This window comes from Parasphingorhabdus sp. (genome assembly GCF_039982415.1).
GTDB lineage: Bacteria > Pseudomonadota > Alphaproteobacteria > Sphingomonadales > Sphingomonadaceae > Parasphingorhabdus.
The window spans coordinates 110,950-135,258 of the sequence record NZ_JBDWYL010000001.1 but is presented as its reverse complement, the minus strand read 5'-3'; the positions used below and the strand labels follow the sequence as shown (position 1 = coordinate 135,258).

The window sequence follows — 24,309 nt, the reverse complement described above, 5'->3', positions numbered from 1 at the left end:
CGGTGTTGCAAGGCCTATTATTGCGCCACTGGGGTCAGTTCCATGACATCGACAACCGATTCATAATAGGGATAGGGAAATATCATCCGCCAGCGCGCCGCCCCAATTTGCTGGATTATTGCGGCCTGGTCTCTGCTAGGATCTTTCCCATAGGGCACCAACGCTTTATCATCACCCAGTAAAAGACTTCCCAAAAACACGTCCCATCGGCCAGAGCGTGTTTGATAAATATAGCCAACTTGCCGCTGCGATCCGGTCAATTTCACAAATTGCCGCCGTCCGCCTTCTTCAATAATCTGACATCGGAATGACGCATAGGGTGTGAAGCTTCCATAATTGCCCCCTAGCTTTGTCGTCGCGCAACGGTAGGTGCCTGGCGGCGGCGAAACGGTATTGTTTTGGTCATCTGGCCCGTCTCCATCACCCGCGAGAGAATAGAGTGCTCCTTTTGCGGTTAGCTGTGCTGCAAAGCCCGAATCCATGGCCGCAGCCCGTCCTTCTTTCATCGCTTCGCGCCAATTCTGGATCCGTTCTTTATCCTTTTGGGTTGCAATTTTTGTCCAAGGCTCTGCGGATGCGGGTTGAATTTTAGAGGCCGGCCTTGCTCCGGCTTCTTGTGATAGTTTTTGTGTTTCACTTGGCGTTGCCAAAGTCGAGATGGTCTCTGTGGATTGAACCCCCGCGTAAGTCCAAACGCTCCCGATCGCGAACGCACCAGCCCACAGGCCATTTGTAAGAGCGCTGATCATTGCGCTGTCCAGCCGCCGTCAATCGAGACATTGGCACCGGTCATTGCGCTCGCCTCATCCTTGCACAAAAAAACGGCTAGAGCTGCGATCTGATCGATTTGAACAAATTGCTTTGTTGGTTGTCCGGCCAACAATACATCATTCATAACTTGATCGCGGGTCATGTTTCGCGCTTTCATTGTGTCGGGAATTTGATTTTCAACCAACGGCGTCCAAGCATAGCCAGGCGAAATTGTGTTCACTGTTATACCTTGTTGCGCAACTTCCAGAGCCACTGTCTTACTAAAACCGGCAATCGCATGTTTCGCTGCATTATAAGCCGATTTATACGGGCTAGCGACTTTGCTGTGCATCGAACCTGTATTGATAATCCGGCCCCAGCCTCGCTCCTTCATGCCGGGCAAAACCGCTTTGGTGGTATGAAAGGCGCTGTTGCAGATAATGTCCATGATCGCATCCCATTTTTCCTCGGGAAATTCATCGACCGGAGCGACATGTTGGATCCCGGCATTATTGACCAATATGTCCACCGGGCCCAATTGGTCGCTGCACTCTTTTACCATCTCGCGGATTTCAGCAGGTTTGGTCATATCCGCATTGCTATAAGCCGCCTCGGCACCGCTCAGGCTTTCCAGTTCCTGCCGCAAAGTTTCAATTTCTCCCTGATCACCAAAGCCATTGAGCATGACCCGTGCCCCTTCTGCTGCAAATGCTTTTGCATAGCCTCCGCCAATGCCGGAAGTGGACCCAGTGACCAAGGCGGTCTTACCCTTTAGAAACATCTGCTCTCTCCTTTTTTCAACCTTAAGACAGTAGCGAGTGACTGCAATGGCTTTTGTAAAAGAATTGTTGAACTCTTGCGCTTTTGTCAGAATCAGGCGAATTGAGTGGCAAGAGGAGAATTAGCCATGCGTTTAGATGATTTGGATCCCAGCAAAAATGTCCGCGACCATGGCCGCGGTAGCGGTCGACGGGGATTTGGCGGCGGTGGAGGCGGCGGCGGTCTTGGCCTATTGCTGAGCTTTCTCCCAATGTTATTAGGCCGAAAAATGGGTTGCGGCACCATTTTGCTCATTGGCGGGGCGGCCTTGGCTTTTATGTATTTTGGCGGCGGAGCAGGCATGCTCACCGGTGGCGGAACGCAAGCAGGCGGGTCTGGCGACGCTGTTGCCTATGACACGCAGGAAGAATTATTTGCCGGCCAGGTTCTCGCTTCTACCGAACAAACATGGAGCAAATTATTTCGAGCCAATGGATCGCAATATAAGCCAACAACGATCAATTTTTATCAAGGCAATGTGTCCGCAAATCAATGTGGATTTGCCAGTTCAGCAGCCGGGCCTTTTTATTGCCCAGCAGATCAAGGCATTTATCTCGACACTTCTTTTTTCCGCGATCTGGAAACCAAAATGGGCGCCCGTGGGGACTTTGCCAAAGCTTATGTCATCGCCCATGAAGTAGGCCATCATATCCAAACCTTAAGCGGCGTTTCTGCCCAAGTGCGTCAAGCACAAGGCCGGTCCAGCAAAGCGGAAGGCAATGCCCTGCAAGTCCGAATGGAATTGCAGGCCGATTGCTATGCCGGTGTATGGGCAGCCCAAAATGCCGACCGGATGGAGCCGGGTGACGTGGAAGAAGGCTTAACCGCCGCCCATGCTATTGGAGATGATACGCTGATGCGAGGTGCCGGCCAACATCCGGTTGAAAGCATGTTTACCCATGGGACGTCCGAACAACGGATGGCTTGGTTGAAAAAAGGCATGCAAACTGGCGATCCGGCCGCATGCGATACATTCGCACGCGGCGCGGTTCGCTAGCTCTTACCCTTGGGTTGCGGGCCCTTTTTGCAAGGACCGTGACCAATCTAGCCTGCGGGTCACAAACATAACCCCGGCCAGAGCGGCAAATATTAGCAACGATCCGATGAGCAAGGAATAGGCTTCCAGGCTCAACAAGATATAGATCACGCCATATAGAGCGGCCAATAATCCTCCGATTATGGATGCACGTCTCCAGCTTGACAGGACCGATGCCGCATAGGCGGTAATCAAACCGATGGTCGCTGCTGATGCGACGATATAAGCCCAGGCAAACCCGATAATCTCGGCAAAAGCGAGCAGCAATATGAAGAACAAGATCAACGCCACACCGACCAATATATATTGAACGGACGATATGCGAACACCGCCAATCAAGTCAAAAAGCAGAAACGCCACAAAGGTAAACCCGATAAACAGGAACCCATATTTCGTGGCCCGACTAACTTGATCATAAAGATCGACTGGCTGGATCAAATTTACCGTGACCGATGATGCATTGGCGGCATTATTCCCACCGCCATAGGAATCAAAGGACCGGCTGGTTTCTTGCGGGTAGACTTGTTGACCAGCCTGGGTTGATGTCAAAGAACTGCCCAAGGCAAGATTGGAAATACCATATTGGGCGGTAAATCCAGTTTCGGTCACTTCATTATCCGGGAGAAATCCACCGGTAAAGCTAGGATGTGGCCATTTGGAACTGACCGACCAATTGGTTTGTCCTGCATCAGGCACCATGGTCAAACTCTCTGTACCGCGGAATTTAACATCAAATTTCACAGCGATCTCACCCTCTGCCAAGGCTGTCGCATCCAGCCAGGAGAAAAATCCGGTATTGCCCGTTTCACCGAGACCTTTGCCCGGTTGCAACACCAAATTCTCGCCATTTACAGTCAATTTATTTTCAGCAGAAAGACCACGCGCATCGGAAAGACCAAAGCGAATTTCGGCGCGCGTAAAATCAATATCAGCAGGATCAATGCCAGAGCGATTAAAATCTTCCGGCAATTTGAACGACGCGGAGCCCGTTACGTTGGTATTGTAGATTACGACTTCATAAATGGACCGACTCTTCACTTCGGTCTGAATATCACTATCAAAGGTCATGATCTCTGGTGAGATAAACAATTCCCGGTTCACAACATTGGTTCGCGTCACGGTCTTGCCATCTTGCTCGACAGATTCTTGAACCTTGGCCTTATAAGGAAGAATGATTTTTGGACCGGCAAAAACCTGCTTGCCACCCCAACCCGTTACAATGGATTGTTCCGCTTGCTCGCTTTGGCTCTGCCGATCGTAAATGAGCAGCCAACTTGCGAAAAGCGGTATCGCAAGCAAAAAGCCGGTCAGCAGGACCAGTAGAAATTTAGCACCAGGCGATCGCTCAGGCTTGTCCGGTTGTTCCGGCTTTTCCACGTCGTCAACAGTATCAGTCATATTCAGTTTCCCTCTAAAACCCTGTATTTCTATGACAAGCGCTCTTGCAAGCGGTGGTCATTGCTCTACTCATAAGCCACAAGCTCCTCCATAAGAGCGACGAATCGAGGCTTACGTGCGACGAAATAACACATTAGCGGATTGCCACAATGTGAACGACTTTCGTTCTCTTGCAAAAAAGCGCCTGCCTTTTCCTATTTTTGATTATATTGATGGCGCAGCTGATGACGAAGTAACGCGGCGGCGTAACACGGCTGCCTATGAAAGCTGTGACCTGGTTCCCAACGTTCTCGCCGGTGTTGAGACAATTGACATGACCACGACCGTCATGGGGCAGAAATTATCCATGCCGCTTTTCTTATCGCCCACTGCCTTGCAACGCTTATTTCATTGGCAAGGCGAACGGGGCGTGGCCCGCGCGGCCGAGAAATTTGGCACGTTTTTTGGAATTTCTTCCCTGGCCACAGTCAGTATCGAAGAAATTGGCGAAACGATCAGCACACCCAAAATGTTTCAACTTTATGTCCACAAAGACAAAGGCTTAAACCGGGCAATGGTGGAACGGTGCAAAGCCGCCAAATTTGATGCTTTGACCCTCACAGTGGATACAATAGTCGGCGGCAATCGCGAACGATGCCTGCGTTCCGGTTTTACGAGCCCTCCCAAAATAACGCCTGCCAGCTTTTTCAGCTATGCCGCGAAACCCAGTTGGGCGTTAAACTATTTGCTCCGTGAAAATTTCGAATTGTCCAATCTCAAAGATCATGTCGCCGAAGGGACAAATGTCGCGCTATCGGTTGCCGAATATTTTTCGACCATGCTCGACCAATCGCTGGATTGGTCCATGGCGGAAGAAATTCGAAAAGACTGGGATGGTGAGTTTTGCTTGAAGGGCATTATGTCAGTCGCAGATGCCAAAAAAGCGGTTGAAATCGGCGCGACAGCGATCATGGTTTCCAATCATGGCGGCCGCCAGCTGGACGGCTCGCGCGCGCCTTTTGATCAACTTGCCGAGATTTGCGATACGGTGGGAGACAAAATTGACGTCATTTGTGACGGCGGCGTCACGCGCGGAAGCCATGTGCTCAAGGCGCTAAGCGTCGGTGCCAAGGCCTGCTCTGGCGGCCGCCTTTATCTCTATGCTCTAGCAGCAGCCGGACAAGCAGGGGTTGAACGGAGCCTCGGCTTGCTGCAAACTGAGATCGAACGCGACATGAAACTAATGGGCGTGACATCGGTTGACCAATTGAACCGCGCCAATTTGCGTTACCGAACGGGACTATAACTGGGGATAGATGATGATAAACTCTGCAAAATTGACGGCCGTTTTATTGGCGACCCTGGTTGTAGGATCGGCCCCTATTTCCGCGCAGCGCGCAGATCGCGATGAGACGGCGGGAGAACATGCCCGCGATGCCGCAACCACACCGGCTAAGGATGTTGGCCTGAAGAAAACCAAAATCCCCGCCAAGCTCATCGCCATTCAAGATGCGCCTTATTCTCTTGCTGGCTTGAGCCGGTGCGCGGCAATCATCAAAGAGATCAAAGAACTAAACGCAGTTCTTGCTGCCGATGTGAACGAAAAAGTGGACAAATCCAAAGCCGAGAAACGCGAAGAAACAGCGGGCCGCGTGGGCGGTGGTCTGCTCGGCGGATTAATTCCGTTTCGCGGCATTGTCCGGGAAGTTTCCGGCGCAGCCTCAGATGAGCGAAAATATAATCGCGCCGTCTATGCCGGCGTCGTACGCAGAGGGTTTTTGAAAGGCGTCGGCCGGGAGCGCGGCTGCAAGGCCCCTGCCCGCCCATGAGTTAAGCTAGCGGGGCACAACCAGGGGGCAAGTAGGGAAGGACATTATGTCCACGCACACTGCCTTGGCCAGCGGCCTCATCATCGCTCTGTCTCTCATTGCAATACCGGCCAAAGCCGATATGCCCCACCGCGATCTTACTATGGAACGCCATGCGGAAAATGCCGTTATGCAACCCGTTAAAGATGTGAACCTCCGCAAAGATCCCATCCCGCCTAAGCTTATTGCCATTCAAAATCATCCCTATGATCTGGAAAATATGCGCGGCTGTCAGGCTTTGGCCATTGAGATTGCGCAACTGGATGACGCGCTCGGCCCTGATGTCAATCAGCTGCAGGAAGAAAGCCGGACTGAAAAACGCGAGCAAGGTCTTAGCCGGATTGCCGGCGCCTTTATCGAGGGATTAATCCCATTTCGCGGCGTGGTGCGCGAAATAAGCGGCGCCAATGCCACCGAGCGGCAATTTCTCCAAGCCCTTGCTGCGGGCAATGCCCGGCGAAGTTTCCTCAAGGGTGTTGCGGTTACCAAAGGTTGCGTATCGCCTCCCCCGGCTAAAACCATCGCCTTAGCTTATGATCTCAGCGGATTTTGATAAATTATCGAGCTTCAACAATCCAAATAGCGCCGCCCAGCGCCACATATCCATCATCATCAAAGGGCGCTAAAGCCGATTTCAGCGCCTCTAATATACGCGGCCTTAACTGTTCGTCGACCTCGCCCAAAGCGCGGGATGCCGGGCCAATCTGGGTGGAAAAATGCACTGCCCCTTCGGCACCACCGGTTTCCGATAAACGCATGTCAAAGCTATGGGCTGTCATCGATATATCGGTAAATCCAGCGTCCTTTAAGAATCCGGTTAAGCGAACATCATCAGCAAAAGCAAAGGGACCTGGCGCGTGGGGATCGGTTGCTGGTGCCTCGGGGAGAAACGGCTTGATCGCCTGCATCGGCACCATCACCCACGGATTATTTTTCGGGTTCTGCCAACAGGCAAAAACCATCCGGCCATCAGGCTTTAAATTGGCCTTGAAATTGGTAAAAGCCGCCAACGGATCATCAAAGAACATCACTCCGAAACGTGACATAATCAGATCGAATCCTTCATCAGCCTGATATTCAGCAGCGTCAGCAAGTAAAAACGTTCCCCGCCCCTTGGCCCTTGATCTTGCCAGTTCCAGCATCGGTCTAGACACATCCACACTGGTTATTTCTGCGCCGGCGTCCATGGCGATAAGCGAGGTTTCACCGGTGCCACAGCCAATATCCAAGATACGTTTACCAGGTACAATCGCGGCGGCATCCATCAACAAAGAAGTAACCGGCGCCAGCATAGCGTCCATGACATCCTGCTGTTCGGTCCACTTTACGCCTGCATCATCATTCCAATATTCAATCTGATCTTCGTTGGGCATGATGCTACGCAGCCTCCATTATCGGATTGGATATAGCCATTGGCACGGCGGATTGATCAAGCTGGTTAATATACCCGCTTTTTCGGTTTCACATATTCAGCTTCGTCCGTGAGCGTGAAGTCATGGACCGGGCGATAATCGATATCGACTTTGCCCGTACCGCGCGCTTTGTCAGGGCCGCCCCAACCATCAAAGGTCGCGACAGTATGCTTCATCCATTCCTTGTCGTTGCGGTCTTCATAATCTTCCTGCATGTGCGCACCGCGGCTTTCTTTGCGGTTGGCGGCGCTTTCCATGGTCACGACAGCTTGCGCCATCAGATTATCAAGTTCGAGCGTTTCGATCAGATCGGTATTCCAAATCAATGAACGATCAGTCACGCTGACGTCGCTCATTTTCTCGTTCACTGCCCGCATCTCTTTGACGCCTTCGCCCAGCAACTCATCGTCACGGAACACCGCACAATTTTTCTGCATGGTTTTCTGCATTTCCATCCGCAACGCCGCGGTTGTTGTGTCGCCTTTTGCATAGCGGAAATGATCGAGACGAGTCAGCGACAGATCAGCCGCATCTTTTGGCAAGGGTTTGTGAGAGGTTCCCGGTTTCAACTTGTCTTTCAAACGCAGTCCCGTAGCCCGGCCAAAGACAACAAGATCGATCAGCGAGTTAGAACCCAAACGGTTCGCACCATGCACGGACACACAGGCTGCTTCACCAACGGCATAAAGTCCCGGGACGACTGCGTCGGGATCAGATTTTGTCGGATTCACCACTTCACCGTGATAATTACAGGGAATACCCCCCATATTATAGTGAACCGTGGGCACTACAGGCAGCGCCTGACGGGTCAAATCGACACCAGCAAAAATCTTGCCGGTCTCGGTAATGCCTGGCAGACGTTCGGCCAACACGTCAGGATCAATATGATCCAAATGAAGATAGATATGATCTTTCTCCGGTCCGACACCGCGCCCTTCTCGTATTTCGGTTGCCATGCACCGCGACACCACATCGCGTGAAGCTAGATCCTTCGCGCTTGGTGCGTAGCGTTCCATGAACCGTTCGCCTTCGGAATTGGTCAGATAGCCACCTTCACCCCGAGCGCCTTCGGTAATCAAGACACCAGCGCCATAAATGCCGGTGGGATGAAATTGCACAAACTCCATGTCTTGCAGCGGGAGTCCTGCACGCAATGCCATGCCGCCACCGTCTCCGGTGCAGGCATGAGCGGATGTCGCGCTATAATAGCAGCGACCAGAACCGCCTGTGGCCAATACCACAGCATGGGCCCGGAACCGATGAATGGAACCATCTTCCAAACAAATTGCAATAACACCGCGGCATTCACCATCTTCCATGATCAAATCAATGGCGAAATATTCAATGAAAAAATCCGCGTCATATTTCAGGCTTTGCTGATAAAGAGCGTGCAACATCGCATGACCGGTCCGGTCCGCAGCGGCGCAGGTCCGCTGTACTGGAGGCCCCTCACCCATATTTTGCATATGACCGCCAAAGGGCCGCTGATAGATTGTGCCATCTTCGTTACGAGAAAAAGGTACACCGGCATGTTCCAGTTCATAAACCGCTTGCGGCGCTTCGCGGACAAGATATTCAATCGCATCCTGATCACCAAGCCAGTCAGAACCTTTCACCGTATCATACATATGCCATGACCAATGGTCCGGCGTATTATTCCCCAAAGAGGCCGCAATGCCGCCTTGCGCAGCAACCGTATGCGAGCGGGTTGGGAAAACTTTTGTGATACAAGCGGTTTTCAATCCGGCTTCGGCGGACCCCATGGTCGCGCGCAAGCCAGAACCACCTGCTCCCACCACCACCGTGTCAAACGTATGATCTATAATTTTATAGGCGGGCTTTGAATCTGTGTCAGTCATTAAGCGACCACTCCGGTAAAGGCGACCTTGGCGACAGCAAAAATTCCGAGCGCTGCTCCGCCGATGGCAAAAAAGTTAAGCAAGATGATCAGGCCAAATTTCAGTCCATGATCAGGGACATAGTCCTCGATAAGAACCTGCAAACCCAAACGCAGATGCCAAAAAAGACTGACCAGCATCAAGATCATTGGAACCGCAACTAGTGGCGAAGACAACCACCCGATCATCAATTCATGTTCATAATTGGGCAAGCGCAACAAAGAGAAGAGTAGCCATGCTATGAGCGTCAGATTGCCAACGGCCGTAACGCGCTGAATAATCCAGTGATGCGCCCCTTCTTGAGCCGATCCCAGACCGCGAACCTTACCAATATTTGTTCCTGATCCCATCGTCTTATCCGATCAACTTAACATAAATGAAAAACCACAAGAGGCCGGTCGAGAACAACGCCAACAGCGGCACCGCGAACGACCATAGCTTGTTGGTTTGCAACTCATATCCAGCGCCTGCATCAAGCACGAAATGGCGCAAGCCTGAATATGTATGTTCGAACAGGGCAAAAGTCATTCCGATCATGACAAGAAACCCTGGAATTGTTGTCATTATACCAGTGAAAAATTCATAGGATTCGGGTCCTGCGGAAATGCTGTAAAGCCACCAGACCAACAATGGTACTCCGAGCAAGGCAAGACCATCCCCTGTGGCTCTGTGAAGAATGGAGACCAGCATATGCGGCCCCCATTTGTAAATTCCCAAATGCGGCGATAACGGCCGGTTCGCAGGTTTACCCAATTTATATCCCCTGATCAGAGACTCCGCCTCGCGCTGGAGTCTTTGTAAACGAACCAGTGCTTTAGCGAAAACATGACCGCATGCAAACAGGATAGCTGGCTTTTTATAACTTCTGTGTCCAGTTTCTCGCAGCCAACGGGAGTACAAAGGCGGCATTGCACCCAAGCATCCTCAAAATTATTAGCCTTTTCCCATCTCTTGTTGGACCTTTGGCGATCACCGCACTATTCTCAATGTTGATGACAGACGAAAAAACACATATTTTAGTCACCGGTGCCAGCCGCGGCATTGGCCAATCCATCTTTGAAAAGCTCAATATTCCAGGCGTAAAAATATTGGGACAAAGCACCAAGGGGCAAAATGGCTTGCTGCCCTGTGATTTTTCCAATGCCGACCAAGTTTCGCAATTTTGGGAAGCCGCACTTGAACGGTTTGATGGCCGGATTGATGCGATCATCAATAATGCGGGGATTTTTGATCCCAATCCCCTGCAACAATCCGATGATAATTGGCTCCGCGCATGGAATGATACCATGCAAATAAATCTGACCGCGTCAGCCCAGCTATGTCGCTATGCTGTGCGCCATTTTCAACAAACTGGCACTCCCGGCCGGATTGTTAATATTGCGAGCCGTGCCGCCTATCGCGGCGATAGCCCTGACCATTGGCATTATGCGGCATCGAAAGCCGGCATGGTGGCCATGACCAAAACTATAGCACGCGCTTATGCCGGGGATGGCATTTTGGCCTTTGCTATTTGTCCTGGATTTACAATGACTGGCATGGCCGAAGATTATCTCGAAAGTCGCGGTGGCGATAAATTGTTGCAAGATATTCCGCTCGGTCGCGTCGCCCAACCCGAAGAAATTGCCTCGATAGCAAAATATTGCGCTCTGGATGCCCCGCCCTCCATGACCGGCGCTGTACTGGATGCCAATGGCGCGAGCTTCGTCCGGTGATTACTCGCGAATTGCTTGGTCGCGCGCCCATCGATGCAGGCAATAATTCTGGCAATGAACTTAGGCTTTTCCGCCGTGCTTTGAAAAACGGGGATGAATATTCGATCATGTTGGGCGGTATCGAATTGATGAACAGCCGGCTGAGTGGATCGGAAGAAGCACTTGCCACTTTAAGCTGCGCCCGAATTGCAACAGCTCACTCTCGCATTCTTATCGGCGGCTATGGAATGGGTTTCACGCTACGCGCCGCGCAACGGGCCCTGCCAGAAACAGCAGAAATCGTGGTTGCTGAATTGCTTCCCGCGATAATGGAATGGGCCGGCGGGCCGATGGCACAGCTCACCGCCAACTGCCTCGATGATCCGCGCGTTAAAATTGTCCTGGGCGATGTCAAAACCAATATCGCGACTGATCAAAACCATTATGATGCGATATTGCTAGACGTCGACAATGGACCAGATGGCTTGACGAAAAACGACAACGATCATCTATATAGCAATGCCGGATTACATGCTGCCAAATTGGCATTGCGTAACGGCGGCATTTTAGCCATTTGGTCAAGCGCTGGCGATCCCGCATTTACGAGGCGATTGCAACAAAATGGATTTGCTGTGGAAGAACATCCGATAAGCGCCCGGGCAAATGGCAAAGGCGCCCGGCATATGATCTGGCTGGCACGATGCTAAAAAAAGCAGATTTGAAGCGGCCTCATGTCTTGATCTTTACCGACCTGGATGGGACGCTGCTGGATCATCACAGCTATTCAGCCGATCCGGCAGCAGGCTTGATCCAAAATTTGCACTCCAATTTTCCCATTCAGGTCATTCCGGTAACCAGCAAGACCCGCGCTGAACTCGAAAATATGGAAGGATTATCCATTTTTCAGCGGGCACCGATCATCGTCGAAAATGGTTCTGTTTTGAGCAATTTGAAACCGCTTATCTGCGGTCATACGCCCTCTAGAAACAGGCTTGTCCTGGGAATGGACTATCACCAGATTATCGAAAAAATTGCGGCTTTGCCGCCAGCGATACGCGGTCATATTCGCGGCTTTCATGACATGTCGGCAGAGGATGTTGCGCGGGAGACCGGTTTGCCTTTGGATGTCGCGGTTCTGGCAAAGCAACGGGAGGCAACAGAGCCATTTTTGTGGGATGGCTCTGATCAAATATTTGCAAAATTGTCGACGATAATGGCCGATGCGGGCATCGTCATTCAGCGCGGGGGCCGCTTTTTCCACTTTACCGGCAAAGCCTCCAAAGTTGCGGCAGTAAAGCGGCTGGTAAAAACCTACATCGATCAAGGCGCGCCGAAGAGCTTGGCGACCATGGCCCTGGGTGACGGTCCAAATGATCGCGATATGATCGAGGCGGTCGATCATGGCGTGATCATGCCCAATCCCGATGGCATATCAATTATATCCGATAAAGATAATGTCCGTATGGCGCCGCATCCCGGTCCGAAGGGATGGGTTGCATCCGTCTCGGAAATTCTGGATGAATTGGGTTTCAACGCAGCGAAAATCTGACTAGGCTCGGTTTCGCTCAAAAACGGAGACCCCATGGCCGACTTCCACCAAAACGGTATCATATCGACATTGCACAATCTCAACGATCGATCTGTTGAATCGCTGGAAGCTGATCTTATGCGCTTTCGTGTGGCCAATCCGATGGCATTGGTATTGCCGAGCCTTTTTTCCGAATTGGAAGGCCCAGCGCTGGAACATATTGTCGATGAGCTCTGCGAGGTCCCCTATCTCGATGATATTATCATTGGCTTGGACCAAGCCGACAAAGAACAATTTGAATATGCTAAAAATTATTTTTCACGATTGCCTCAGCGCCATCATATTTTGTGGAATAGCGGTCCGCGCCTGACCGCATTGGATGCAGAGTTAAAGGAACATGGTCTCTCACCCGCCCAGCCGGGAAAAGGCCGCAATGTCTGGTTTTGCTTCGGATATTTTCTCTCCGCTACTGATGCACAAATGGTCGGATTGCATGATTGCGATATTTTGACCTATGATCGGGCGATGCTCGCGCGGCTCATGTATCCCGTTGCCAATCCGACTTTTCCCTATGTCTTTTCCAAAGGTTTTTATGCGCGCACCACCGAAGAGAAGCTCAATGGCCGGGTTGTTCGTTTGCTGATCGGACCATTGCTCGCAGCCTTGCGCAAAGTGTGCGAACCCAATGATTATATTACTTATTTAAACAGCTTCCGCTATGCTCTCGCCGGTGAATTTGCGATGGGACGGCAAGTGGTGAAAAATATCCGTATTCCATCCGATTGGGGGCTGGAAGTCGGGGTTTTGTCGGAAGTCTGGCGCAATCAATCGACCAAAACAATCTGCCAAATCGAAATTGCCGACAATTATGATCACAAGCACCAATCGGTCTCGCACGACAATCCCGACAAGGGCCTGTCCAAAATGAGCATCGATATTACCAAGTCGATTTTCCGCAAATTGGCGACCGATGGGCAAATTTTTTCTCAAGGCGCTTTTCGGACGCTCAAGGCCACTTATTTTCGCATCGCTCTCGACCGGATTGAAACCTTTCACAATGATGCGGTCATGAACGGGCTATCGTTGGACCGGCATGAAGAAGAAACCACGGTGGAACTCTTTGCGCAAAATATCATGAAAGCAGGCGATGCTTTTCTGGAATCGCCCAATGAAACGCCGTTCATGTCCAATTGGAACCGCATAAACAGCGCCGTGCCGGACTTTACCGAGCGCTTTCAAGAGGCGGTGCGGCTGGATAATCTCGACTAATCATCCTGCGCAGCGACATTGCTGATCCAAACGGTCTGATAGGGCTTCAAACGAAAATCGCCTTCAATATCGGCAATAGATTGCCCAGAAATCAAATCCCACCAAGGATCTCCAGCGATCAAGTTAATATCCGCAAGCGACAATGTCTTTTCGCCCTGTGTAACATTGGTCACCGCGAAAATACTCTGTTTGCGATCCAAACTCTGGCGCCAAATTCCAAACAGGCCTTCCGGCAATGCCAAAGTAAACTGGACTGCATTGGGATGAAATGCGGCTTGCTGTTTGCGGATTTCAATCAGCGCGAGAAAGTTCGAAAAAACCTGCGCTTCGACTGTGTTGGGATCAGCCAGCTTGCCACTGATATCGGCATAGTCTAGCTGGCGCCGATTGATCGAGCGATTATGCCCGGTCATATTAACTTCTTCATAACCATTGGGCGTAGCCAACAGGCTGTGAATATAGATGGCTGGAATACCCTCTAGCGCTAGCATTATCGCCATGGCCGCCATGAACCGATCCACTTGATACGCATCCGGCCCATCTAGCGATCCTTGCATCGCTTCAAAGAAAGAAATGTTCATCTCATAGGGTTTTTCAGTGCCACCCGGCCCGCGGCGCATAGATATTTTGCCGCCAAAGCTTTGCATCGCAGCCAACATTTGATCGACTTCGCCTTGCGGGAGCACGCCCTCGGTCGGGCGCAAACCAATTCCGTCATGGCTAGCAGTGAAATTTAAATATGTGCACCCGGTTAACGCAGGCGGATTGCTGCGCGTCAGGCGCTTGAGATACAGCGCATTGCCAGTCAAAAGCGCATGCACGAGCAACGGGGGCAGTGAAAAATTATAGATGACATGCGCTTCGTTCTGATTGCCAAAATAGGTTAGATTTTCATGATTGGGGATATTGGTTTCGGTGATGATGATCAGCGTCTCACGATGATGATCCATGACCATGCGCAACAACCGGATAATCTCATGGGTTTCATCCAGATTGATCGACGGCGTGTCGATTTTTTTCCACAAGAAAGCAACGGCATCCATGCGGAAAACCCGCACGCCCTGCGCAACATAAGACGCGATTATCTTAATGAACTCGAGCAACATATCCGGGTTACGAAAATCAAAATCGAGCTGATCGGCGCTAAATGTACTCCACACATAGCGATCCCCGGCGGCGGTCCTAAAATGCGTCAACAAAGGATGGGAGCGCGGACGCACAACCTGCCCGAGATCAGCAGCCGGATCCGCCGTCACATAATAATCCTTACCCGGCGCCTCATCTGAGAGAAATTGCTGAAACCATTCGGATTTGCTTGAGCCATGATTGATCACCAGATCCGCCATCAATCGATATTCGCTGGCAATGGCGGCAATATCTGACCAATCGCCCAGATTTTCATCGACTGCGAGATAGTTGATCACCGCAAACCCGTCATCCGAACTAAACGGAAAAAACGGAAGAATATGGACCATACCGATGGTTTGACCGAGATGTTCCCGCAAAAACCGGTGCAATGACTGCAGCGGTCGCTCCGTTGGCGATTGGATAGTGCTGCCATAGGTGATCAGGGCGATGTCGCTCTCATCCCACAAATGCTTGCGCGCAATGTCCTCTCGGGGGATAATTTCATCCGGCTCTGGCCAAAATTGGGAAATAATATCATCTGCCAATTTCTCAACATCATGATCAGGATAAAGCAGTCGCAATTGCGCGCTCATTCTTTGATGAAGGCGACCGATTGTGGTTTGTTCATTCATATTGGGTCAAAAGCTTTCAAAAACACTTGACCCGAACAAAACAATCGGGCCCCATTGCTAGGTGCATAAAACATCAAATCCAGAGTCAATAAAAGCTTTTTTGCGAAGCATTTACTCTCAAGCGCTGGCACCTGCTTTACCGGCCAACGCCCTGCTGGGTCATAATTGGCCAAGGGTTAGCGGCCGGATCTTCGTTTTATCGGTCGGTAAAGCCGCGGCTCAGATGATGGCTGCCATTGGTCCGCACTTGCCAAATGATGCTGATGGACTCATCGTCACGAGACAGGGATTTGCGCCACTGGAAACCGCCCAAATGCAATCTATTCCGGGCAATATAGAACTTGTCGAAGCGGCCCATCCAGTCCCGGACAATGCCGGTGCTGATGCCGCACAAAGGGCGCTTGCCAGTGCCGATCAACTGGGAAAAGATGACTTATTGCTTGTGTTGATGTCCGGCGGGGCCAGCGCATTAATGCCGGCCCCGATCGAAGGCCTGACCCTAACTGCAAAACAGAAAATAACCAAAGCATTGCTGCATAGCGGCGCGCCCATTGATCAAATGAACATTGTCCGTAAACATTTGTCGGCCATAAAAGGCGGGCGGCTCGCCCAACGCGCTTATCCTGCATCAACTCATATGATAGCGATTTCTGATATTCCCGGCGACGATATGGGTATGATTGGTTCTGGACCGACCATGGCCGACGCATCAACCTGTGCCGATGCGTTGGCGATTATCGATCGCTATGCAATTGCTATCCCGGATTCCATTCGGACTCACCTCGAAACAGGCCATTTTGAAACCCCCAAACCCGGGACTCCTCCCATGGAGAAAGTTTCCGCCGAACTTTGCGCCAAACCTGCCGATATGTGCGAGGCGGCGCGAGCGGCCGTCACAGCGCATGGATATGAAACATTCATGCTCGGCGATGCGCTCGAGGGAGATGCCGTAAAATTGGGCCAGGAACAGGCCAAACTAGCGCTTCATTATGCTGCCCAAAAGCGCAAAGTTGCTCTCATTTCCGGAGGAGAAGCAACGGTTGCCATTCGAAATTTTGAGGGACGCGGTGGCCGCTGCTCTACCTACCTTCTGGCATGCGCCCTTGCATTGGAGGGCGCACATCAAATCACCGCCATCGCGGCAGATAGCGACGGGATAGACGGATCAGAGGATAATGCCGGTGCATTTCTTTGGCCGGATATTTTGCAAGCTATGGGTGGAAAACAATCCGCTCAATCATTTTTGGACAATGACAATAGCTATTTGGCCTTTGAGAAAGCCGATGCTCTGCACATAACCGGTCCTTCGGGCACCAATGTAAACGATCTACGCATCATTCTTGTCGGCTAACCCAAAATCAACAAACTCTTCACTCCGGCAGCAAGTCTTTTTGTCTCTCTAGCCGAATCCCAAAAGCTCGGCTAACGAGCGGCCATGCTTAATTTCAGCAACATAACTGTTCGTCTGGGTGGCACTGTCATATTGGACGGCGCCACTGCCGCATTGCCGCCCGGCGCTCGGGTCGGGATGATCGGTCGCAACGGCGCAGGCAAATCGACATTGATGAAGGTCATAGCGGGTCTACTCGAACCCGATGATGGTAGCGTCGACCTGCCCAAAGATGCGCGCATGGGGTATATTGCGCAAGAAGCGCCAGCGGGCGCAGAAACCCCGTTAGACACGGTTCTCGCCGCCGATATCGAGCGTGCGACATTGCTGCAAGAAGCGGAAAAGGCGGATGATCCGCATCGTATCGGCGAAATACACGAGCGGCTCAACATGATTGACGCGCATAGCGCCCCTGCCCGAGCAGCCAAAATTTTAATTGGACTGGGTTTTGACGAACAGGCTCAACAACAGCCGATGGATAGTTTTTCTGGAGGGTGGCGCATGCGGGTCGCTCTGGCAGCCCTATTATTCTCGCAACCCGAATTGTTATTGCTCGATGAACCTTCCAACCATCTCGACTTGGAAGCCACTTTATGGCTAGAGAACTTTCTCACTAGCTATCAGGCCACAATCTTGGTGATCAGCCATGAACGCGATTTGCTCAACAATGTCGTGGATCATATCCTGCACTTGCAAGGCGGTAAGACGACGCTCTACCCCGGCGGTTACGATGCTTTTGAAAAGCAACGGGCCGAGCGCCAAGCGCAAATGGCAGCCTCGCGTGAAAAACAAATGGCCCAACGCGAAAAGCTGCAAGCCTTTGTCGACCGGTGGGGCGCGAAAGCCCATAGCGCCAAACAAGCACAAAGCCGGGTCAAGGCATTGGCGCGCATGGAACCCATTGCCGCTGCGGTCGAAGATCCATCTTTAAGTTTTCATTTCCCCAATCCGGTGGAATTGAAACCGCCGCTTATCACATTGGATGATGCGGCTGTCGGTTATGGTGACAATATTATTTTGTCTCAGCTAAATTTGCGGCTTGACCCAGATGACCGGACCGCTTTGCTCGGGAGAAACGGCAATGGCAAAACCACTTTGGCGCGCTTGCTCGCCAGTCAATTGCCACCAAAAGCCGGCGCGATAAATAAATCCGGGAAGCTCAACGTGGGCTATTTTACCCAATATCAGGTTGAGGAACTGGATAGTACCGACACCCCATTGGAACATATGACGCGGTTAATGCCGGACGCCAAGCCCGGCGCCGTGCGAGCGCAACTGGGACGATTTGGTTTTTCAGGCGACAAGGCGACGATGAAAGTCGGCAAATTATCTGGGGGCGAACGAGCCCGTTTGGCGCTAGCCCTGATCACGCGAGATGCCCCGCATTTGCTTATTCTTGATGAACCCACAAACCATCTTGATGTCGATGCCCGAGAAGCGTTGGTCCATGCCCTGAACGAATATACCGGAGCGGTCATTTTGGTCAGCCATGATCGTCATATGCTGGAACTGACGGCCGATCGCTTGGTCATGGTGGACAGCGGAAAAGCCGGTGAATTTTCTGGCTCACTCAACGACTATACAGATTTCGTTCTGGGTAAAAATCAGGACAATAAGCCCGCTTCTCAAAATGGTGGCAGCGGCGGAAATCGCAAAGAAGAACGGCGGTTGGCTGCTGAACGCAGAAAGCAGCAATCCGATTTGAGAAAAACCGCCAAAAATGCGGAGCAGAAGATCGAGACCTTGGGCAAAAAATTGTCCGCTATTGACCGAGCGATGTTTGATCCATCCAGCGCTGAAGCAGAATATGCTGATCTTACCATGACGGATCTCATGAAATTGCGCTCGACGGTACAAAATGATCTCGAAGACAATGAAGCGACCTGGTTGGAAGCCAATGAAGCGCTGGAAACAGCCAATGCATGATCGGCTACACAAATTCGAGACCCTGCGATGAGCGATGGCTGGAAACTAAGCTTGCCTTGCACCCGGGAAGAAGCCGATCGACTTTCTGAAGACAGCCTCTTGTCCAATGCTATCGAAAATGTGCCAACAATTGTGACCCGAGAGGCCAATCCCAATACTCCCGATGACTGGGTGATTGAAATATATTGCGATGAAAAACCCGATGCGGGCATACTCAGTAATATCGCCCAATTGTCGCCGTCGGCCTTGTTGAACAATATCACCGCCACGATTGAAAAATTGCCGGATGAAGATTGGGTCACGCTCAGCCAACAAGGATTGGAACCACTGCGCGCTGGTCGTTTTTACGTTCACACATCGAACAGCGCGCCGCTTGCTGATTCTGAAATCATCAATATTTGCATCAATGCTGGCCAAGCCTTCGGAACCGGTCATCACGAAACAACCCTGGGCTGCCTTGAAAATCTTGATCGGTTAAAACGGCTTGGACAGATATATCACAATATAATTGACGTCGGCACCGGCACCGGTCTGCTCGCTTTTGCGGCGCACCACTTGTGGCCAACTGCTCAGATTATCGCCAGTGATATTGATCCGGTGGCCATAGCGGTCAGCGCGCAAAATGCGCAGCGCAATGGCATAGCGACAGGATCAACGCGCACTGCCATTCAGTTGGAAACCAGCAATGGTTTGGATCATCCGGCCGTTGGTGCGCGGGCGCCTTATGACCTCATAATCGCGAATATTCTAGCTGGCCCGCTGATTGCGCTCGCCCCGCAAATCGCATCAGCGGCTTCATCCGGTACGGTTCTTTTGCTGGCGGGCTTGCTGAAAACCCAGAAGGCAGATGTTTTACATGCCTATATGCGTCAAGGCTTTCGCTTGCATCATAGCCGCATAGAAGCGGAATGGCCGTGCTTGACATTAGTGAAAGCCCAGCAATTCGGACCGCGCAAAACCGTGAATATTAGGCGATCTCCGCTTGCTTCCGACTATTTTGGAGAATGCTAGGCCGTTATATGATTACCGCCGCGCCGGATTGGGCGCTGGGGTGATTTTGCGTGCCGTGGGTCAGCACATCGTCACCACCTGAAATATCGGCAATGGCAATATCCGGCAGGTCAGCAATTTTCTCGTAGACCGGTTTAAAATCGGTTTCGACCGTCACCCGCAGCAATTCCTCCAAACTCGGAATGACAAAATAATTTTGCTGAAAATCGTCGATGCGATATTCGGTGCGCAAGACGCGTTCGAGGTCAAACAGGATGCGATTGGGGCTGTCGCTATCCAGAGCAAAAACACTCTCGCCAAAACTGGATACAATGCCCGCTCCATAGATACGCAAGCCATCGGGTTCTTGAATAAGGCCAAATTCGACCGTGTACCAATAGAGCCGAGCGAGTTGTTTCAATGTTCCAAATTCAAGCGCGCGCAAGCCGCCCCGGCCATAAGCCGCCATATAATCGGCAAAGCGCTGATCCGCTAGCATCGGCACATGGCCAAAAACATCATGGAAAATGTCGGGTTCCTGCAGATAGTCGAGCTGGTCCGGTTTGCGAATAAAATTGCCCGAAACAAAACGCCGATTGGCGAGATGGTCGAAAAACACATCATCGGGTACCAAACCCGGAACGGCCACAACCTGCCAGCCAGTGGCGTTCATCAATATAGTGTTTAACTCTTCAAAATCAGGAATGCCCGGCTTCGACAATCGCAATATATCAACGCCATCCAAAAAGGCCTGGGCCGCCCGCCCGGGGAGCATTTCCCGTTGCCGGGCAAATAGCGTATCCCATGTGGCATGGTCTTCTTCGCTATAAGCAGACCAATTTTGATCAATCGTCCAGTCGGCATTTGCGTGCGCCGGTGGCTTGTCATACACATGGTTTTCAGGTTCGGGATGTTGCAGCATTTTGGCATTCTACAGCAGAAAAGGTTTCCATGGCAACTTCTTGGATGAAATGGCCAAAACATATTGCTCGCGGCCTCGGCGCGGGGATTTTCATTTATCTGACCGCAGCCCTATTTGGTAGTATTCTGCCCGCCAATCAGTTCTGGAAAAGCCCGGATGACGGGATAGAATTATTTGTCGAAACCAACGGCCTGCATACTGGTATCATCATGCCGATGCGCAGTGATGTTCATGATTGGAGCGCCATTATCCGCCCCGATCATCTCGAAAATCCAGGAAATTATGGCAGTCATATCATGGTCGGTTGGGGCCATGAAGGCGTTTACCGCAATGCCGAACATTGGCAGGATCTGCGCGTTCGCGATGCCGCTAGCGCCGTTTTTGGCAGCAATGCGGTCTTATTGCACGTTTATCACCTGAATTATCCCCAGACTTATCCGCATTATCGCCGCAGTTTCAAAGTGAGCGAAGCGGAATATCGCGCAATCGCCTTAGCCATCCAAGAATATTTTGCACGTGACAATTCCGGTCAGGTCATCCCTTCACCGGGCTATGGTCAACGGGATGTGTTTTACCGCTCGCAAGGCCATTATAACGCATTTTTCACTTGCAATAGCTGGACCAGCAAAATCCTCCGCGGCGCCGGCATTCGCACCGGCATCTGGACACCGTTCCAAGGCGGTGTGATGCGCTGGTTCCCGGAGACAGACGGTTAATTGGCTAGAAAGCTGGCCAATGCTTTGCGATCGGGAATAATGATCCGGCCATAACGGCGCTGAATCAAGGCAAGATCGTCCAGCTTGGATAGCGCCTTGCCGAGCGACACGCGCGAGACACCGACCAGATCAGCCAATTCCTGATGGGTGATTCGCACCTCGAGATTGGCATGCCTATCTTCGCATTGTCCCAAAATGGCTTGTGCGGTGCGCTCCACAGTCGATCGATTGCGCCCCGCTTCGATCAAGTCAAAGGCTTGCTGCACCATATGCGCCATTGCCCTTAACAAAATACGCGCGACATTCGGATGCGATTCAATTGCGGCCTGTAATTCACTCTCACCTATGCGCAGCAAAGTCACCTCGCTCCCGGCAATGGCATCCACCATTTTTGTAAAACCGCCAAGAAAGGCTTGTTCTCCAAAGCTTTCTCCCGGTCCAATCACCGCAAATATCGTTAGCTTTCCATCGAGAGAATAACGGCCAATCTGAACCGAACCGGACCGTATGTGCCAAAATTCCTTACCCGTATCGCCGCGCTGCTGGATCAGATCTCCTTTTTTAAATCGCCGCACTTCCGCATGCGCCAATAGTTGTTGGCGCACAGAATCGGGTAGCGCGGTTACAAATCCAGCCGCGGTAAAGGTCGAGCGCGCAGTTTGGGGAGAATCAACCAATTGCAAACCTCTTAGCATTTGATCGATCCGCTATCTGTTATCAGCGCCGGTAAATCAAGGTGATTTGATCGTTCAGGAGACGGGTAATGCGGCCAGAGATATTTGCGATTATCGCAATTTTTGTCCTATTTGGCCTGCTAGAACTGTTCCGCACCCGTTTATTTTCCAAGCCTGAGCAGAATTTTGACGATGCGATGGTCGAGCTTATCGGATCGACCGTACTTCTCATCATCACCCAGCCGATGATCATTGTTGCCGCGCAATTTCTCATGGGCCTTGCCGCACCGCAATGGGCCGGTGCTTTAGCGGGCATTCCGCTGATCGCAGCGATCGCACTATTTCTGGTTTTTGACGATATGGCGCAATATTGGCTGCACCGCCTCTCGCATCAGATACCGTTTCTCTACAATCTTCATCGCGCCCACCATAATGCCAAATATATGAGCATAAGGCTCGTCTACCGAAACAATATTTTCTATTATCTGCTGATGCCGAGCATCTGGTTTTCCGGCGTTTTAATCTATCTCGGATTGGGCTGGGTTTATGTTGGCTATATCATCGTAAAAATGGCCGTGATTGTGGGCGCCCATAGTGATGTCGCTTGGGACGCACCGCTTTATAAAATCAAATGGTTATCGCCCGTGATGTGGGTGGTGGAGAGAACCATCTCGACACCCGCAACCCACCACGCACATCACGGGCGCCATACGGAAGATGGCGTCACCCATTATAAGGGCAATTATGGCAATCTTCTTTTCTTTTGGGACGTCTTGTTCGGAACAGCGAAAATAACCCGCCGCTATCCGGACCATTATGGCGTGGAAAATTTAGCTCCGGCCACTCTGGGACAGCAGCTTGCTTGGCCTCTGTTCCCGGAAAACAAAACCGGCGGCCTTGGCGTGAGAGAACTTGCCGCTAAAGAAGCCGCTAGCGAGGCTGGATAATGAGTTGGGGTGGGGATCAGGACGACTGGCGGGTTCGGGGGATAACCGTCAGTCGTCTTGATTATCGCTCAATCAAGTAACCCACACAGGGCATGTGGGACTAAGGGCGACTGATTTTCGGGGGAAATAATCAGTCGCCCTATTTTTGACGATCATCTTCATCACTTTCGGATCAATAATCAGGTTTCTTGCGCGTCAAGGGATAGGCAAATTGTTTCAAATAGCCCTTTGGCACATCTTCCGGAATGCCATAGCCTTCCGGCCATTTGGACGGAGGCAAGTAGAAGGTTCCGAACAGTTTGTCGATCCAAGGAAAATGGATCGCAAAATTCACGTCAAAGGCTTCTCGTTCCAGTCCGTGATGCCAATGATGAAAACGCGGCGTTGCGATCCAATGGCCCAGCCAGTTGAAATCGCCTTTGATGTTCGCATGCAAAAGCGAAGAGTAAATATAGACGAAAGCAATATAGGCCTGCAGTACGGACGGACTGAAACCCAGTGTCATCATCGGCAGTGACGTAATCCCGCGCAACAATATAATCTCGATAAAGTGCATCCGCGCACCGGCCAACCAATCCATCGACTTTGCCGAATGATGCACGGCATGAAAACCCCAGAGAAACGGGAATCTATGGAAGGTACGATGGAAGAAATATTGCACCAGATCGGTCAACACCAGCACTATTGCGAATTGCAAGATCCACGGGATAGAAGCGACCATCGCGCGAAACGCATCCCAGCTATTGGTGTTTGCCACGAGCACATTGGACGGCGCCAAAGCCAAAAATGTCAACGCCTGCACCATCATCGAACTGATCAGATAGTAAAATAAATCTTCTCGCCATTCGATGCGAAACAAGCGCTGAGACCGCTTGTGCGGCAAGATGCGCTCCAGCGGGGCAAACATCAAACCGGTAGCGATCATATTGACGATGAAAAAATCCAGTCCAAAGAAAATGCCCCAACTTTTGGTATCTTCTGGCTGTACATTGGCGCCGCCAAGAAACGCGGCGGTTATACCTATGGCCAGCGCAAAGAAACCGAGAGACTTACGCGGCCGCAGCAACAGGCTCAGCAACGCGAGCGCATAGGACCCCAGCAACAACAGATGCACCGCTCCGCGAAAACCGGTCCAGTCCTTAACCGCCTGTAACTCGGGTGTGGCGAACCATTCCGGAAAACGTAGCGCGATCACCATGCCGAGCCCAGCAATCGCCATAACAACAGCAAAAAACCCGGCCAGCCAGCCACTGCCAAAGCGACGTACTTCTGGCGGGGCTTCCAAATCCTTGGCGAGCTGTTTCAACATTCCCTTTTTCTTTGCCATGGATGGCCC

Annotated in this window: 24 protein-coding genes; 13 read left to right on the top strand and 11 right to left on the bottom strand. The window is 51.5% G+C overall.

The features are described from left to right. Positions 1-17 precede the first annotated feature (17 nt). The gene (locus ABJU74_RS00675; protein WP_348385656.1) at positions 18-749 is read right to left on the bottom strand and encodes a DUF4893 domain-containing protein; all 732 of its coding nucleotides are present in this window, start codon (positions 747-749) and stop codon (positions 18-20) included. After that, positions 746-1,531, bottom strand: a complete 786-nt coding sequence (locus ABJU74_RS00670; RefSeq protein ID WP_348385655.1) for a 3-hydroxybutyrate dehydrogenase — start codon at positions 1,529-1,531, stop codon at positions 746-748. Before ABJU74_RS00670 ends, ABJU74_RS00675 begins: the two co-directional genes overlap by 4 nt. Before the next feature lie 126 nt (positions 1,532-1,657). On the opposite strand from ABJU74_RS00670, the gene ABJU74_RS00665 reads away from it, so the two are divergent. Beyond that, complete coding sequence (locus ABJU74_RS00665) at positions 1,658-2,566, top strand: neutral zinc metallopeptidase (protein WP_348385654.1); 909 nt, start codon at positions 1,658-1,660, stop codon at positions 2,564-2,566. 3 nt (positions 2,567-2,569) lie between these two features. Here ABJU74_RS00665 and creD read toward each other — a convergent pair whose 3' ends face one another. Continuing rightward, positions 2,570-4,003, bottom strand: coding sequence for a cell envelope integrity protein CreD (gene creD, locus ABJU74_RS00660; RefSeq protein ID WP_348385653.1), 1,434 nt, complete (start codon positions 4,001-4,003; stop codon positions 2,570-2,572). Positions 4,004-4,154: 151 nt separating this feature from the next. Here creD and ABJU74_RS00655 point away from each other — a divergent pair, with 151 nt between their 5' ends. The 3 genes from ABJU74_RS00655 to ABJU74_RS00645 are packed head-to-tail and all read left to right on the top strand — an operon-like array spanning position 4,155 to position 6,403. Further along, positions 4,155-5,288: an alpha-hydroxy acid oxidase gene (locus ABJU74_RS00655; protein ID WP_348385652.1), complete on the top strand. Its 1,134-nt coding sequence runs from the start codon at positions 4,155-4,157 to the stop codon at positions 5,286-5,288. Between the two features lie 10 nt (positions 5,289-5,298). Continuing rightward, positions 5,299-5,811 (top strand): hypothetical protein, encoded by a 513-nt coding sequence (locus ABJU74_RS00650; protein WP_348385651.1) that lies wholly within the window; start codon positions 5,299-5,301, stop codon positions 5,809-5,811. 46 nt (positions 5,812-5,857) lie between these two features. Beyond that, positions 5,858-6,403, top strand: coding sequence for a hypothetical protein (locus tag ABJU74_RS00645; RefSeq protein WP_348385650.1), 546 nt, complete (start codon positions 5,858-5,860; stop codon positions 6,401-6,403). A 4-nt stretch (positions 6,404-6,407) separates the two neighbouring features. Here ABJU74_RS00645 and ABJU74_RS00640 read toward each other — a convergent pair whose 3' ends face one another. From ABJU74_RS00640 to sdhC, 4 genes are all read right to left on the bottom strand, one after another. Next, positions 6,408-7,223, bottom strand: a complete 816-nt coding sequence (locus ABJU74_RS00640) for a class I SAM-dependent methyltransferase (RefSeq protein ID WP_348385649.1) — start codon at positions 7,221-7,223, stop codon at positions 6,408-6,410. 65 nt (positions 7,224-7,288) lie between these two features. Continuing rightward, positions 7,289-9,121, bottom strand: a complete 1,833-nt coding sequence (gene sdhA, locus ABJU74_RS00635) for a succinate dehydrogenase flavoprotein subunit (RefSeq protein ID WP_348385648.1) — start codon at positions 9,119-9,121, stop codon at positions 7,289-7,291. Then, positions 9,121-9,510: a succinate dehydrogenase, hydrophobic membrane anchor protein gene (gene sdhD / locus ABJU74_RS00630; protein ID WP_348385647.1), complete on the bottom strand. Its 390-nt coding sequence runs from the start codon at positions 9,508-9,510 to the stop codon at positions 9,121-9,123. Before sdhD ends, sdhA begins: the two co-directional genes overlap by 1 nt. Positions 9,511-9,514: 4 nt before the next feature. Beyond that, the gene (gene sdhC, locus ABJU74_RS00625; RefSeq protein ID WP_348385646.1) at positions 9,515-9,913 is read right to left on the bottom strand and encodes a succinate dehydrogenase, cytochrome b556 subunit; all 399 of its coding nucleotides are present in this window, start codon (positions 9,911-9,913) and stop codon (positions 9,515-9,517) included. Positions 9,914-10,152: 239 nt separating this feature from the next. Between sdhC and ABJU74_RS00620 the strand changes: the two genes are divergently transcribed. Genes ABJU74_RS00620 through ABJU74_RS00605 form a run of 4 tightly spaced genes read left to right on the top strand, consistent with a single transcriptional unit; the run spans position 10,153 to position 13,648 of the window. Further along, entirely contained in the window at positions 10,153-10,872 is a 720-nt protein-coding gene (locus tag ABJU74_RS00620; protein ID WP_348385645.1) for an SDR family oxidoreductase, read from the top strand. Continuing rightward, positions 10,872-11,558 (top strand): MnmC family methyltransferase, encoded by a 687-nt coding sequence (locus tag ABJU74_RS00615; RefSeq protein ID WP_348385921.1) that lies wholly within the window; start codon positions 10,872-10,874, stop codon positions 11,556-11,558. The genes ABJU74_RS00620 and ABJU74_RS00615 overlap by 1 nt, the downstream gene beginning before the upstream one ends. Continuing rightward, positions 11,552-12,400, top strand: coding sequence for an HAD-IIB family hydrolase (locus ABJU74_RS00610; protein WP_348385644.1), 849 nt, complete (start codon positions 11,552-11,554; stop codon positions 12,398-12,400). Before ABJU74_RS00615 ends, ABJU74_RS00610 begins: the two co-directional genes overlap by 7 nt. Before the next feature lie 33 nt (positions 12,401-12,433). Beyond that, positions 12,434-13,648, top strand: coding sequence for a glucosyl-3-phosphoglycerate synthase (locus ABJU74_RS00605; RefSeq protein WP_348385643.1), 1,215 nt, complete (start codon positions 12,434-12,436; stop codon positions 13,646-13,648). Here ABJU74_RS00605 and ABJU74_RS00600 read toward each other — a convergent pair. Further along, complete coding sequence (locus tag ABJU74_RS00600) at positions 13,645-15,408, bottom strand: sugar phosphorylase (protein ID WP_348385642.1); 1,764 nt, start codon at positions 15,406-15,408, stop codon at positions 13,645-13,647. The genes ABJU74_RS00605 and ABJU74_RS00600 overlap by 4 nt on opposite strands. Before the next feature lie 100 nt (positions 15,409-15,508). Between ABJU74_RS00600 and ABJU74_RS00595 the strand changes: the two genes are divergently transcribed. From ABJU74_RS00595 to ABJU74_RS00585, 3 genes are all read left to right on the top strand, one after another. Further along, on the top strand, positions 15,509-16,759 hold the full coding sequence (locus ABJU74_RS00595; RefSeq protein WP_348385641.1) for a glycerate kinase: 1,251 nt from the start codon (positions 15,509-15,511) through the stop codon (positions 16,757-16,759). An 84-nt stretch (positions 16,760-16,843) separates the two neighbouring features. Beyond that, positions 16,844-18,724, top strand: a complete 1,881-nt coding sequence (locus ABJU74_RS00590; protein ID WP_348385640.1) for an ABC-F family ATP-binding cassette domain-containing protein — start codon at positions 16,844-16,846, stop codon at positions 18,722-18,724. Positions 18,725-18,751: 27 nt separating this feature from the next. Further along, positions 18,752-19,735 carry a 50S ribosomal protein L11 methyltransferase gene (locus ABJU74_RS00585; RefSeq protein ID WP_348385639.1) on the top strand — a complete coding sequence of 328 codons (984 nt, stop codon included), beginning with the start codon at positions 18,752-18,754 and terminating at the stop codon, positions 19,733-19,735. 4 nt (positions 19,736-19,739) lie between these two features. On the opposite strand, the gene phhA is transcribed toward ABJU74_RS00585, so the two are convergent. After that, positions 19,740-20,636, bottom strand: a complete 897-nt coding sequence (phhA, locus tag ABJU74_RS00580; RefSeq protein ID WP_348385638.1) for a phenylalanine 4-monooxygenase — start codon at positions 20,634-20,636, stop codon at positions 19,740-19,742. 44 nt (positions 20,637-20,680) lie between these two features. Here phhA and ABJU74_RS00575 point away from each other — a divergent pair, with 44 nt between their 5' ends. Then, complete coding sequence (locus tag ABJU74_RS00575; RefSeq protein ID WP_348385637.1) at positions 20,681-21,352, top strand: TIGR02117 family protein; 672 nt, start codon at positions 20,681-20,683, stop codon at positions 21,350-21,352. Here ABJU74_RS00575 and ABJU74_RS00570 read toward each other — a convergent pair. Beyond that, positions 21,349-22,047 (bottom strand): Crp/Fnr family transcriptional regulator, encoded by a 699-nt coding sequence (locus ABJU74_RS00570; protein ID WP_348385636.1) that lies wholly within the window; start codon positions 22,045-22,047, stop codon positions 21,349-21,351. The genes ABJU74_RS00575 and ABJU74_RS00570 overlap by 4 nt on opposite strands. A gap of 68 nt (positions 22,048-22,115) precedes the next feature. Here ABJU74_RS00570 and ABJU74_RS00565 point away from each other — a divergent pair, with 68 nt between their 5' ends. Next, the gene (locus tag ABJU74_RS00565) at positions 22,116-22,973 is read left to right on the top strand and encodes a sterol desaturase family protein (RefSeq protein ID WP_348385635.1); all 858 of its coding nucleotides are present in this window, start codon (positions 22,116-22,118) and stop codon (positions 22,971-22,973) included. A 172-nt stretch (positions 22,974-23,145) separates the two neighbouring features. Here the strand turns inward: ABJU74_RS00565 and ABJU74_RS00560 are convergent, their stop codons facing one another. Continuing rightward, a complete protein-coding gene (locus ABJU74_RS00560) occupies positions 23,146-24,300 on the bottom strand; it encodes a sterol desaturase family protein (RefSeq protein ID WP_348385634.1) in 1,155 nt (384 codons plus the stop codon). Between the last annotated feature and the right edge of the window lie 9 nt (positions 24,301-24,309).